This is a genomic window from Sporosarcina sp. E16_3 (assembly GCF_017347125.1).
GTDB lineage: Bacteria > Bacillota > Bacilli > Bacillales_A > Planococcaceae > Sporosarcina.
Map to the genome: position 1 here is coordinate 286978 of NZ_JADPRX010000001.1, position 13801 is coordinate 300778.

Consider the following 13801-nt stretch of genomic DNA (forward strand, 5'->3'; position numbering starts at 1 on the left):
TAAGTGATTATCTAAACGATTTCTTACGTTCTGCGGCCAATGTCAACAACTCTTCCGCATGCTTTAATGTTAATGGCGTAGTTTCAGCTCCAGACAACATCCTAGACAATTCTTCAGTCCTATCTGATTCGATGACATCATGAATTTCCGTCATCGTCCTGTCACTTATTACATTTTTTTTAATGAGGTAATGATGATCGGCCATTGCGGCAACTTGCGGTAAATGAGAAATACAAAGCACTTGGGAATCTGTTGCGATTATTGCTATTTTTTCCGCAATTGCTTGTGCAACCCTTCCGCTCACACCCGTATCCACTTCGTCAAAAATAAGTGAAGTAACACCTTGATGTTTAGAGAATATTGTCTTTATTGCTAACATTATGCGGGAAATTTCACCGCCCGAAGCTACTTTTACAAGTGGTTTCAACGGTTCCCCAACGTTCGTCGAGATCAAGAAGTTCACATCATCATATCCGTTTGAATCGAAAGTACCCGCTGCTTTTCGAGTTATATCCACTTTAAATGAGGCTTTACCCATATGAAGTTGCTCCAGCTGTTCCATAATTGCATCTTCTAATTGAATAGACGACTTTTGGCGAATAATTGATAACTCTTCTGCTTCGATTTCTAAGTCCTGAAGAAGCTGCGCAAGTTTTTCCTGCTCAGCAAAAAGACGTTCATCCCTGCTTACTAAATTTTCAAGTTCCTCTGTGATTTTATCGCGATGCATAAGAATGTCTTCAATTGTTTTGCCGTACTTCCTTTTCAGGGAAATGTGGAGGGCTAGGCGCTCTTCAACTACTTCGAGTCTTGTAGGATCAAACTCCATATCATCAAGTATACTTTTGAGCTCGTGTGCAGTATCTTGCAAGGTATAGAAACTCGTTGCAATCGTTTCAGCATGCAGCTTCAAGGTTTTATCGACCGAAGCTGCATCCTCCATATCACTCATCGCTGAACCTACCCAGTCAAGCGCATGTGTATCCCCACTGATTGACACATATGCAGTATTTAATCGCTCAAATAATCGATTGAAGTTTTGAAGTTTTTGTTTTTCTGCTTCGAGTTGGTCCTCTTCACCAATGACAAGTGCGGCCGCATTTATTTCTTTCAGCTGGAATGAATACAAATCAATACGTTGTGCAACTTGCTGCTCATTATCATCTGCCTTTTCAAGCTTCCGTTTCAATTTTCGGTAACTCTCATACAGTTCGGAATAATTTTCAGTAGCATGTCCCAGTTTCTCACCCGCAAAATGATCGAGTAAATGAATATGACTTCTTTCATGCATTAATTCTTGGTTTTCATGTTGACCATGTATGTCAATCAACTGAGAACCAATTTCTCTCAAGATTGCAATTGTCACGAGCTTCCCATTGACACGGCAAACCGTTTTACCATTCGAATTCAAATCGCGTCGCAAAATAACGACGCCATCCTGTGCATCAATACCGAATTCAGCTAATTGAGCAATAATCGGATGCGCTTCTTCTTCAATAGTGAAAAGCCCTTCCAGTTCGGCTTTTGTTGCTCCATGACGGATAAATTCCTGTGATCCTCTTCCACCTGCCAGCAGTTGGACAGCATCGATAATAATCGATTTCCCTGCGCCTGTTTCTCCAGTTAATACGGTTAGGCCTTCGTCAAATGTTATTTCAAGGTGTTCAATGATTGCAAAGTTTTTTATGGAGATTTCACGTAACAATTGCTTTCACCTCTTTCAGAGCATCGCCAACAGTTTTTCTTTTACTACTACAGTCAGTGATTCATCACGACAAATAATCAGACTTGTATCGTCGCCACAAATGGTTCCAAGTATTTCATCCCATCCGAGATGATCCATTAAAGAACCGACTGCTTGTGCATTTCCAGGAAGCGTTTTCAAAACAATAAAATGACCTGCTGCATCAATACTGACAAAGGCATCAGTCAGCATACGGTGAAGTTTTTGTTCTGTGTTGTACTTATGTACGGGTGGTAAGCTGTATTTATAACTACCATCAGACAAAGGGACCTTAATAAGATGCATTTCTTTTATATCACGTGAAACGGTCGCTTGCGTCACGTCTACACCTGCTTCTTTTAAGCTATCTACGAGTTGGTCTTGTGTTTCTATTTCAAAATTCGATATAATATCCCGAATACGAATTTGCCTATGCCCTTTATTCAAACTAATCACTCCCATACCATAATAATATCTTACTTCATACTCTACCACCCATTATTTCATCCAACAAGAATAGCACGCAAATTAATGCGTGCTATTGCAGTTCCTTGTACGCCTCTTCGACAAGGTTGTCGAATGAAACATCGTCAAATAATGTCAAAGCATCGTCTTCAGAAGTCAGGTGGAATAGAAACTCAATATTCCCTTCCCCACCAGTGACCGGAGAATATGAAATCCCGCGAAGACTGAATCCTTCTTTTATGGATGCATCAGCGATTTTTCTTAAAACTTCAAGGTGAATGGACTTTTCCCTAACAACACCTTTTTTTCCTACCTTTCCTTTTCCAGCCTCAAATTGCGGCTTCACAAGGACCATGACATCGCCGCCGTCCGCAATAATGCGCTTTAACGCAGGCAGGATAAGCGTCAATGAGATGAAGGATACATCGATTGTTGCAAATTGCGGTATACCTTCGGTGAAAAGTTCTGGTGTCGCGTGTCTAAAGTTTGTTCTTTCCATTACAGTTACGCGTGGATCCTGACGTATTTTCCATGCCAGCTGATTGTACCCAACATCAAGCGCGTAGCAATGTGACGCGCCATTTTGCAGTGCACAATCTGTGAAACCACCCGTTGATGAACCGATATCCAGTACAATTTTGCCGTTAACGTCAGCATCAAACTGCTCAAGTGCTTTTTCAAGCTTCAGGCCACCTCGACTGACATATTTCAGTTTCGACCCTTTAACCACAAGCGGTGCATCTACAAATATTTTTTCACCTGGTTTATCTAGCCTTGTTTCAGCGGTAAAGATGATGCCCGCCATAATGGAGCGCTTTGCTTGTTCCCTTGTTTCAAAGAGACCACGCGCGACCAGGAGGACATCTACTCGCTCTTTCGGTATTCGATTTGTCATACTTGTTCCCTTTCCACTGCTTGCATTTTAATAAATGATTCCATATTCTCGACTAGATGACCTGCAGTCATACCGATTTCTGCAAGCAGTTCATCAACATTTCCATGTTCAATGAAATGATCCGGAATGCCCATCCGTCTAATCGGCACGGCAGTCCTAAGTGTATCATGTGCATACTCAAGTACAGCACTGCCGAAACCGCCGGCGAGAACTGCCTCTTCAACTGTAATAATCGGCATTCCAGTTGCGAAAATCATGTCTAACATTGCAGTATCAAGTGGTTTGATGAATCTTGCATTGACAACTTTCACCTGAATCCCTTTAGTAAATAATAGGTTGGCAGCTTCAAGTGCCATCGGGATTGTCGTTCCGAACGTCAAAATGACACCATCATGACCTTCACGTAGCACTTCCCATGAACCGATTGGGATTGGACGTAATGTTTCATCCATAGGTACACCAAGTCCATTTCCTCTCGGATAACGCATCACTATTGGACCTTCATCATAATCTATCGCCGTTTTCACCATATGCTGACCTTCATTTTCATCTTTCGGCATCATAATAACCATATTCGGCATATGTCTTAAGAAGGCAATATCGAAGACACCTTGATGCGTTTCACCGTCTGCCCCTACTAGGCCAGCACGGTCAATACCGATAAAGACATTTAAGTTTTGTCTGGAAACATCATGAAGCATCTGATCGTAAGCCCGTTGCATAAATGTCGAATAGATTGCTAAGAACGGTTTCATCCCTTGCGTTGCAAGACCTGCTGCCATCGTCGTTGCATGCTGCTCAGCAATACCAACATCAAAGAAACGATCCGGGAATTCCGCTGCAAATGATTCCAGTTTCGAACCAACAGGCATTGCCGGCGTTATTGCAACGATGCGTCTATCTTCACGTGCAATTTTTTGAACCGTACCCGCTACAAGTCCACTCCATGATGGGGCTAAAGAGGAAGACTTGACAAAATCCCCTGTTTCGATTTTATAAGGCCCTGTTCCATGCCATGTACCGATTTTATCGTCCTCGGCAGGGCTATATCCCTTGCCTTTTTTCGTAATAACATGAAGTAAGACAGGCCCATCCATCTTTTTGGCGTATTGAATATTACGTTCAAGATCATTGAAATCATGCCCATCAATCGGCCCAAGATAGGTAAAGCCCAACTCTTCGAAAAAAACGCCCGAAACGAGAAGATATTTCAAACTATCTTTCACGCGCTCCGCGGCGGTAGCGAGTTTGCCACCAATAGCTGGGATTTTCTTCAAAATATATTCAAGTTCATCTTTTGCACTATTATATTTACCCGCAGTTCTTAGTTTTCCGAGGACCGCATGAAGTGCACCGACATTTGGAGCAATTGACATTTCATTGTCATTCAAAATAACAATCATGTTCGTCTTTGCGTGACCGATATGATTAAGTGCTTCAAGTGCCATACCGCCTGTCAGCGCACCGTCTCCGATGACTGGTATTACATAATTCGAATCGCCCTTGACATCTCGTGCAGCTGCCATCCCCATAGCTGCAGACAGTGAAGTGGAACTGTGACCTGTTTCCCATACATCATGATCACTTTCAATACGTTTCGGGAATCCACATAAACCTTTGAATTGCCTAAGCGTATCGAAATCACCTGCACGTCCTGTTAAAATTTTATGGACATATGCTTGGTGGCCGACATCCCAAATGATTTTATCATCAGGACTATTGAAATGTCTATGCAAGGCGAGTGTCAGTTCAACTACACCGAGATTAGGCCCTATATGGCCACCTGTAACAGATAACTTCTCAATAAGGAATTTCCGAATTTCTTCTGCTAATTCCACCATCTGATCCCTATCGAGTTTTTTAATAAAAGATGGATTCGTAATTTCTGTAATTTCCATCATGATCACACACCTTCACATAATAGTTGCCACGGATAATACTGAACTGCCTACATTATATCAATAAGGACGACCAGGGCAACAATTTGTTGCACTTTACGACTTTCGTTCTACGATGTAATCCGCAAATAATCCAAGGAATGGATGCTCTGATTCCAAAAACGTAAGGGAATCTCTTGCGGATTGGTGATGGGCTGCTAGACGTGCCCTTGCACCTTCTAGACCCAATAGTGATGGGTACGTCGACTTCTCACTTATTGCATCGCTCCCTACAGACTTTCCAAGTTCTTCCGTTGTAGACGTGATATCTAGAATATCGTCCTGTATTTGAAACGCGAGTCCAATATGGTACGCAAAGTCTTTTAACTTCGCAGACCTATCTTCATCTAAACCTGCTAGGATTGCACCGGCCCCGATACAAAATGACAAGAGAGCCCCTGTTTTATTCACATGTATCGTTTCGAGTTCTAATAGAGACAACCTTTGCGTCTCACCTTCAATATCAAGCATTTGGCCGCCGACCATCCCAGTTGCCCCAGAAGCCTCCGACAGTAAACGGATGATTCGTAGAGTGTCTTGTGGGGATGTATCTACCAAATGAGTTAAACTTCCGAATGCCAGTGTCTGTAGCGCATCACCTGCAAGTACAGCAACACCTTCTCCGTAAACGATGTGGTTCGTCGGTTTACCTCGCCTAAAATCGTCATCATCCATACAAGGCAAATCGTCGTGAATAAGTGAATACGTATGTAGCAATTCAGCAGCGCAAGCTACCGTCAAGGCATCTTCTGATTCGGCACCAAGATCTTCGAGCGTGGCTAGAACAAGGAGTGGCCGGATCCTTTTACCGCCGGCATTGATTGAATAGGCCATCGAGGATTTCAATGTTTCAGATACATTTGTGTTCACAAGCAGGCTATTTAGTTTCGTATCGATAATAGGTAGTTTTTCTGTGATAAATCGTTGCAATTCATTATGCATTCGACTCGGAACCTTTTGTCGGATCAAACTCAGTTTTGTTGCCATCTTTGTCGATAATGGAAATGAGCTGTTTTTCAGCATCCTGTAATTTCCCGTGGCAATAAGCGGATAGTTCCATCCCTTTTTTGTAAAGTGTGATCGCATCCTCCAGTGGTACGTCGCCTGTTTCAAGCTTCTGGACGACTTCCTCTAAGTTAAGCATTGCTTCTTCAAAGCGGATTGGCTCTTTTCCCAATTAAATTTCCTCCCCTTCGTTCATTGTAATTGTTTGGACCGTTGCTTCCGCGGTTCCGTCTTGCAAACGTATTTGAATGTTTCCACCAACCTCTAGTGATTTGGCAGAATTGGCAACTTCGTTGTTCTGATAAACAATCGAATACCCACGTTCCATAATAGTCAGTGGGTTAAGTGCTTTCAGCATACGTACAGATGCATGGAAACGATCACTCTGGATGCGGACATCTTGATGAACTCCCCGTGTTAGACGATCCGTCAGTGCCGCAACATTCCTGTGTCCTTCTTTGATTCGCTGTTCAGGTGAGAAAGTGGACAGCATACTACTCAATCGTTGGTGCTGGGATAAACGGTATCCCGTAATATCTTGTCCACTTCGAAAGAGTCTGCCTTCAAGTCCAATCAATCTTTCAGTGAATGGGCGATAAAGACGCTCTGGAAATTGAAGTGGGTAGGATGTTTGTAGACTTGTTAGACGTTTGCGTTCATTTTTTATTTGATTGGAAAGGGATTTATAAATGGCACGTTTTCGGTCCAATAGCCTTTCAAACAACTCATCACGAGCTGGAACGGCCATTTCAGCAGCAGCAGTAGGCGTAGGCGCTCTTCTGTCAGAGACAAAATCGGCAATTGTCGTGTCGGTTTCATGCCCGACAGCGCTAATAACCGGAATTCGGCATGAAAAGATTGCCCGTGCGACCGATTCTTCATTGAACGCCCACAGGTCTTCGATGGAACCTCCGCCACGTCCAACGATGAGCACATCGATGGAGCCATATGTATCTGCCTGTTCGATTGATTTAACGATGGAAGGTGCTGCTTGCGCTCCCTGTACAATCGCAGGAAATAAAATGATTTCCGCAAGTGGGTAACGCCTTTCAATTGTTGAGCAAATATCTTGGATTGCGGCACCTGATTGCGCCGTAACTACACCAATTTTAGTTGGAAACGAAGGCAACGGTCTTTTAAAGCGTGTATCGAATAGACCTTCTTTCCCTAGACTTTCCTTCAATTGTTCAAATGCAAGATACAGCGCACCGATACCATCAGGTTGCATTGATTGGACATATAATTGATAGTTTCCGCTCGTTTCAAAAACGGTTACATCACCTGTAATCAGTACGTTCATGCCGTTTTCAGGCTTAAATTTGAGACTGGATGCGCTTGAACGGAACATCGCTGACTGGATCCTACTTTTTTCATCTTTCAAGGTGAAATAAATATGTCCGCTCGGATGACTTTTAACGTTCGACAGTTCGCCTTTGACAAACACATTGCGCAAATGGGGATCCGCATCGAACTTCCGTTTAATGTATTTTGTTAATGCTTGTACAGACAAGTGTGGGTTCCCGGCCAACAGTCCCGCCTCCCGATTCTTGACGTATAGAAACGCTGTCTTTTCTAAGAAAAACAGCGTCCGTCCAATTTTTTATAGTATTTGTGAACATTTGCCTTCTGCAGAAGCTTTTTCTGCACTATGAAGTGTATTTTTCAGTAACATCGTAATCGTCATTGGACCTACCCCACCTGGAACCGGTGTAATAGCTGAAGCTTTCGTTTTTGCCGATTCGAAATCAACGTCCCCGCATAATTTACCATTCTCATCGCGGTTCATGCCAACATCTATCACGACAGCACCTTCTTTAATGTGCTTATCTGTAATAAACTTTGTCTTGCCAATTGCGACAATTAGAATATCAGCCTGTTTTGTAAATGAGGCTAAATCCTTCGTTTTAGAGTGGCAGTACGTGACTGTAGCATCACGCTGCAATAGCAATTGGCCCATCGGTTTTCCGACAATGTTACTGCGACCAACGATAACAGCATGCTTACCGCTTATTTCAGTACCTGTCCGTTCGAGAAGTTTGATGATACCGTATGGTGTGCATGATAGGAATGCTTTTTGACCAATAATCATTTTCCCAACGTTTTCCGGATGGAATCCATCTACGTCTTTTGTCGGATCAATTGCACGGATGACAAGATTTTCGTCGATATGGTCAGGTAATGGAAGCTGAACCAGAATACCATGAATTGAATCATCATTATTCAACCGTGTAACATGATCGAGTAACTCTTTTTCGGATACCGTGACTGGAAGTTCAATCAGTTCAGATTTCATGCCCACTTCCGAACTTGATTTCTGCTTGTTCCTAACATATGTACGGGAAGCCTGATTCTCACCTACAAGGACGACTGCAAGCCCCGGTTGACAACCATGCACTTTCAACGCAGTTACTCTTTCCTTGATTTCGTCTCTGATTTCTTGTCCAATTGCTTTTCCATCAATCAGTTTTCCAGTCATCCTGATACCCCCAAAATGGTTTATATTATTTTTCTTCAAACTTCGATAGTACACCGTTCACAAAACGGCCAGATTTTTCATCGCCGAATGTTTTACATAGCTCGATTGCCTCATTCAAGACCACTCTGTGTGGTACTTCTTCATTGAACAGCAATTCATAAACTGCAATTCTCAAAACGGTCCGTTCAATTTTCGGAAGACGATCCAATGACCAGTGTTCTAGCTTACCTGTGAGGACCTCATCTATTGCTTCTTTATTTTGCACAGTTCCCCGCACAAGCTGTTCATAGAAGCGGTTTGCCGGTTCTTCAATAATGTAGTTAATAGCTTCATCTAAACTCAATTCTGTATTATCAAGTTGAAAAAGGGTTTGTACTGCTTTTTCACGTGCTTCTTTTCGCTTCATCTTCTTATTCTCCTCCACTACCGTATCTCTAGGGCATTATCATAGCATAAACAGGTTGCCGGATACAGTAAGACAAGTTGAAAAGCATCATCCGGCTGGACGATGCTTTTCAGATCATACCGTTTCCGCTCCAGCCTCAAACTGGATCCCTGTAATATGGACATTGACTTCTTTCGTTTCAAGGGAAGTCATGTGGAAAATTGCATGACGAACTTGCTTTTGGATATCCGCGGCAATAGCAGGTACAGAGTAGCCATATTCGACAACGCAATAGACGTCAATCGCCAAGCCATCTTCAGACCATTCCGTTTTGACCCCTTTACCATAGTTCATTTTACCAAATTTTTCCGCGACTCCTGTAGCAAAGTTTCCTCTAGTATTCGCGACGCCTTTAACTTCCGTCGTTGCAATTCCGATAATCACTTCAAGAACTTCGGGAGCAAGCTGGACTAGTCCAAGCTCACCATCCCCCGCCGGAGCCATTCCGACGAATGTAGGAATTGTTTTGTCAGTCATTCCAAGTCCCCTCCCTATCAGCTCATAATCGAATATTTTTCAAGAAATTTCGTATCGAAATCGCCTGATTTGAAGACTTCGTTGTCCATAAGTCTTAAGTGGAACGGGATGGTTGTTTCGACACCCTCGATGATAAATTCATCAAGTGCCCGTTTCATCCTAGCTACTGCTTCATCCCTTGTATCCGCATGTACAATGAGTTTCGCAACCATTGAATCGTAATACGGCGGGATTGAATAGCCCGTATACATGGCCGAATCTACACGAACGCCAAACCCGCCTGGAGGCATATACATGGTTACTTTCCCCGGTGAAGGCATAAAGTTTTTCGATGGGTTTTCTGCGTTGATGCGACATTCGATTGACCAGCCATTGATTTTAATATCTTCTTGGCGATAAGCTAGTTTTTCACCCGACGCGATTTTCAGTTGCTGTTGTACCAAGTCAATACCTGTAATCATTTCTGTAATCGTGTGCTCTACTTGGATTCGCGTATTCATTTCCATGAAGTAGAACTTTTGATTAATATGATCGAAAATGAATTCAACCGTTCCAGCACCCTCATAATTGACGGCTTCTGCCGCTTTGACCGCTGCATCGCCTACTGCCAATCTTAGTTCTGGTGTTAGGGCCGGTGATGGTCCTTCTTCAACAAGCTTTTGCATCCTGCGTTGAATCGAACAGTCACGTTCTCCGAGATGAATTGTATTACCATGTTTGTCAGCAAGTATTTGAACCTCTATATGACGGAACACTTCAATAAACTTCTCAAGGTAAACGCCAGGATTGCCAAAAGCAGCTGCAGCCTCTTTTTGGGTGATTTTGATGCCATTGATTAACTCAGCAGCATCCCTCGCAACACGAATCCCTTTACCCCCACCGCCTGCTGTGGCTTTGATGATAACTGGAAAACCAATTTCTTCAGCGATTCGAAGACCATCTTGTTCATCAGCAACGATTCCAGTAGAACCTGGAACAATTGGCACACCTGCTTCTCGCATTGTTTCGCGTGCTACGTCTTTCGTACCCATCCGAGAAATATTGTCAGAAGTAGGTCCGATAAATTCGATATTGACCTCTTCACACAGTTCGGCAAAACTTGCATTTTCTGCTAGGAAACCATATCCCGGATGAATTCCGTCGCAACCAGTTAATTTTGCAACACTGATGATATTTGAAAAGTTTAGGTAGCTGTCTTTAGATAATTTTGGACCGACACAATAAGCTTCATCTGCTAATTCGACGTGAAGAGCTTCCTGATCAGCTTCTGAATAAACCGCAACCGTTTTAATACCAAGTTCTTTACAAGCCCTGATGATACGTACGGCAATTTCACCACGGTTAGCTATTAAAACTTTTTTCATTTTTTCATTCCTCCTTAATTAGCTCTTACAAGGAAGAGAGGCTGTCCGTATTCAACGAGCTGTCCATCTTTCACGAGAATCTCGACGATTTCCCCTGAAACTTCCGCTTCAATTTCATTGAATAGCTTCATCGCTTCTACGATGCATACGATAGCTTCTGGCTTCACACTGTCACCTTTTTGTACATATGCTGGAATATCCGGGGAAGATGCTGAATAGAACGTTCCAACCATCGGTGATGTAATTTTGTGCAGCGATGGATCTTCCACTTTTACTTCAGCAACAGGTGCCACTGGTGTTACCTGCTGAGGTGTATCGATTTCTACTGTTCGCTGAACTTGCACAGCAGAAATCCCCTGCTGAACAGGTTGTTCTTGTTCGACAACTGTTGAAGCTACTGCAGCTTGTGCACCACTACCTTTTTTTAATACGAGTTTTGCACCATCTGATTCATAAGTAAATTTTTCAATTGAAGATTGATCAATTAGTTTAATAATTTCACGGATTTCTTGAATTTTTAGCATGATCGATTCTCCTGACTCCATTATAATTAGGTTCTTTAACTATTTTAGCTGTTTTCGTCCCATATTGAAATAGATAATGGTTATTTACATTAAAGTTTGCTGTAAAAGAACAAAAGCATAAGCGCTTGTTCAGCCCCGACAAGCGCTGGAGGCCTGTAGATAAAGGCGCTCTTTGCCTTTACCCACAGGCCTCCAGCGACAGAGGAAGGCAGCTTAGGATCGCGACATCCTGTCGCAATAGCTGCATGACCCACGTCGTGTGGGCCCAGGGGCTAGACGTAAAATCTTTAAGTTACAACTTATCCACAGTACGAGATTTTATAATTTCCTATGCAATAAAAAAAAGACCCTATTTAGGGCCTTCATTTTCCGTACTCATTCCGCGTCACCAGTGAAAGTAATATCCACTGCTTTTGCATCTTTCCAACTTGTCATGACGTAATGAGTAATTTCTTCCGCCATTTTAGCTGAATGGCCTTCCTGGGAAAGGACAGTAATTTTCACTTCTCCGTCTTCATTGTAGACAAATGCTTCAGGATATCCCATCGCTATAATTTGTAATTCCATCAGTGCCTCAGCTGATGCACGTTTATTCAGCTGACCCATTTCTTCGTACACTTCGTTTTTTTGTTCGGCTGTTAAATCAGACGATAATATTTTAGACATCAGTTGCTCCCCGGTTTTACTTCGTTCATCACGTACCGTCATTCGCATTTCTTCGAATACAACGGCCTCAGCGAAGACTGGTGCTGTTTTTTCTGTATCACTCATTTTTTCGACCAGTTGTACAGCACTATCTGAGTCTTTAAAAATGTTGATTCCATCGAACGGCATTGGTGATTTTTCCTTGATGTAATAGATGGAGATAACTGCAACTAGGCTAAGCAATGTTAAAAACCATACTGTTCTTTTATTCGTTCTCATTAGTGTTCCCCCTATTATTCATTTTTGCGATGACAATTCGATGTTCGGGCAGCTGGAGGACGGTTGACAAGATCTTCGATAATTTGCTCTGAATTTTCAAGTCTTCCGCGCCTTCCGCAACGACAAGTACGCCTTGTAGCTCACTTCCCTTATTAGCCGATGCAGTGGACGTTGAAAAGTAATTGGATAACTGATTAGTGGTCTCCCTATTTTCATAATGGAAATATAACGAGATTTCCCCAATCCCTTCAATTTTCATCAGCGCCTCTTGTAGTGCTGCAAATTCCCCGCTCTCCTCCCTCTTTCCCTTCTCCCCCCCGATGACACCAAGACTAGAATTGATGAAAATGATGACCAGGATAACAATCGTTCCGAGGAGGATCGTATGGGTTTTCCTTGTTGGTTTGTGCATATAATCACCATTTCCGCTCATTGTGCCGCTTGTACGACCTGTCATCAATGAATCATTTTATGCAGTTTCATAGAAGGCTATGACCAAAAATCTTGAAGAATGATTGAATCATCCAAATGCCCATCGCGAGTTTAATAATTGGCAGGAAATTTTCTTCTGTTTCATTTGGAAATAACAACATAATTGTTGAAGCAAAAAGGGTGATAAGCAGAACACCTGCTAAAAAGACTCCATTCCCCGCCTCATTTCATCGTAGTAATCAACTTCACAAGGATTATTGAAAAAAGCGCAGTATAGATAAACGCAAAAGCGATTAAAAAGGAAACCGCACATAACACAAATAATGTTCTTCCGATATCATCCAAAATCCCAGTGATATCTTCATTCGCAAATGGTTCGATGAGTGCTGCAGTCCATCTGTAGAAAAAAGCGGTAAGCAGTGTTTTAAACGATGGAATGAGTGCAACAGTCCAAATTGCCGATATAAGCCAACCTCCTGCGAAAACACTCGCCCCCGACGAATAGCGGCCAATCGTCCCCATGCTTTCAGTCATAAATGAACCAATTAGAGGTACATTTTGACGTATTAACTCTTTAATAGGTTCGCTCGCTAGCCCAGTGAGCGCCCAAGACATCGTGCCTCCCACAGTTATAAAAATGGAATATGCCGCAACAACGGCTGAAACCGTCCCGAGAAGGGTCGTCCGAATTAAATCCGCCATTTTTGTAAACGGTACGGCTGGAAGTATCCTAGATACAAGATCCAAGATTAGTGCTGCAGATAAAAGTGGTATGAGTACTTTTTCCGTGAGAACAATTGCACCATTTGCAAATAACAACATAGCCGGCTGAAAGTTCAACATACTGAATGCTCCGCCCGCAGCAACCATGCTGGCGGTCAATATCGGATAAATAGAAATAAACATCATCGATATCGAGTTTGCAATATCACGGATGAGAGTCAGATGTTCAAATGCCGGTTGCAGCACGACCGTTACAACAATAAAAATCAAAATCATCCTCGTCCACTTTGCAAATGAAGGGAATAAAAAATCCACCAACAATGCCATGAACGTAGCAATAATAATGATGACAAAGCTTGACAATACGGTTCCGAGTATCGATTCTATAAAAGAAATCATGGATGCCCCGCC

General features: G+C 42.6%; 15 protein-coding genes. All 15 read right to left on the reverse strand.

What is annotated here, in order from left to right:
* Positions 1-7: 7 nt before the first annotated feature.
* The gene (gene recN / locus I2483_RS01375) at positions 8-1705 is read right to left on the reverse strand and encodes a DNA repair protein RecN (protein WP_207173304.1); all 1698 of its coding nucleotides are present in this window, start codon (positions 1703-1705) and stop codon (positions 8-10) included.
* 15 nt (positions 1706-1720) lie between these two features.
* Positions 1721-2170: a transcriptional regulator AhrC/ArgR gene (ahrC, locus tag I2483_RS01380; RefSeq protein WP_186670548.1), complete on the reverse strand. Its 450-nt coding sequence runs from the start codon at positions 2168-2170 to the stop codon at positions 1721-1723.
* A gap of 91 nt (positions 2171-2261) precedes the next feature.
* Complete coding sequence (locus tag I2483_RS01385) at positions 2262-3083, reverse strand: TlyA family RNA methyltransferase (RefSeq protein ID WP_207173306.1); 822 nt, start codon at positions 3081-3083, stop codon at positions 2262-2264.
* Positions 3080-4981, reverse strand: coding sequence for a 1-deoxy-D-xylulose-5-phosphate synthase (dxs, locus tag I2483_RS01390; protein ID WP_207173715.1), 1902 nt, complete (start codon positions 4979-4981; stop codon positions 3080-3082). The genes I2483_RS01385 and dxs overlap by 4 nt, the downstream gene beginning before the upstream one ends.
* 96 nt (positions 4982-5077) lie before the next feature.
* Entirely contained in the window at positions 5078-5962 is an 885-nt protein-coding gene (locus I2483_RS01395; RefSeq protein ID WP_207173308.1) for a polyprenyl synthetase family protein, read from the reverse strand.
* Complete coding sequence (locus tag I2483_RS01400) at positions 5955-6197, reverse strand: exodeoxyribonuclease VII small subunit (protein ID WP_186670551.1); 243 nt, start codon at positions 6195-6197, stop codon at positions 5955-5957. The genes I2483_RS01395 and I2483_RS01400 overlap by 8 nt, the downstream gene beginning before the upstream one ends.
* The gene (gene xseA, locus I2483_RS01405; protein WP_207173310.1) at positions 6198-7553 is read right to left on the reverse strand and encodes an exodeoxyribonuclease VII large subunit; all 1356 of its coding nucleotides are present in this window, start codon (positions 7551-7553) and stop codon (positions 6198-6200) included.
* A gap of 72 nt (positions 7554-7625) precedes the next feature.
* The gene (folD, locus tag I2483_RS01410; protein WP_207173313.1) at positions 7626-8501 is read right to left on the reverse strand and encodes a bifunctional methylenetetrahydrofolate dehydrogenase/methenyltetrahydrofolate cyclohydrolase FolD; all 876 of its coding nucleotides are present in this window, start codon (positions 8499-8501) and stop codon (positions 7626-7628) included.
* A 25-nt stretch (positions 8502-8526) separates the two neighbouring features.
* Positions 8527-8907 (reverse strand): transcription antitermination factor NusB, encoded by a 381-nt coding sequence (gene nusB, locus I2483_RS01415; protein WP_207173315.1) that lies wholly within the window; start codon positions 8905-8907, stop codon positions 8527-8529.
* A gap of 114 nt (positions 8908-9021) precedes the next feature.
* Entirely contained in the window at positions 9022-9423 is a 402-nt protein-coding gene (locus I2483_RS01420; RefSeq protein WP_207173317.1) for an Asp23/Gls24 family envelope stress response protein, read from the reverse strand.
* Positions 9424-9440: 17 nt separating this feature from the next.
* Positions 9441-10787, reverse strand: a complete 1347-nt coding sequence (gene accC, locus I2483_RS01425) for an acetyl-CoA carboxylase biotin carboxylase subunit (protein ID WP_207173319.1) — start codon at positions 10785-10787, stop codon at positions 9441-9443.
* 14 nt (positions 10788-10801) lie between these two features.
* Positions 10802-11311, reverse strand: a complete 510-nt coding sequence (accB, locus tag I2483_RS01430; RefSeq protein WP_207173321.1) for an acetyl-CoA carboxylase biotin carboxyl carrier protein — start codon at positions 11309-11311, stop codon at positions 10802-10804.
* A 375-nt stretch (positions 11312-11686) separates the two neighbouring features.
* A complete protein-coding gene (locus I2483_RS01435; RefSeq protein ID WP_207173323.1) occupies positions 11687-12235 on the reverse strand; it encodes a SpoIIIAH-like family protein in 549 nt (182 codons plus the stop codon).
* Positions 12222-12692: a hypothetical protein gene (locus I2483_RS01440; RefSeq protein WP_207173325.1), complete on the reverse strand. Its 471-nt coding sequence runs from the start codon at positions 12690-12692 to the stop codon at positions 12222-12224. The genes I2483_RS01435 and I2483_RS01440 overlap by 14 nt, the downstream gene beginning before the upstream one ends.
* A gap of 197 nt (positions 12693-12889) precedes the next feature.
* A complete protein-coding gene (locus tag I2483_RS01445; protein WP_207173327.1) occupies positions 12890-13789 on the reverse strand; it encodes a stage III sporulation protein AE in 900 nt (299 codons plus the stop codon).
* Positions 13790-13801: the final 12 nt, after the last annotated feature.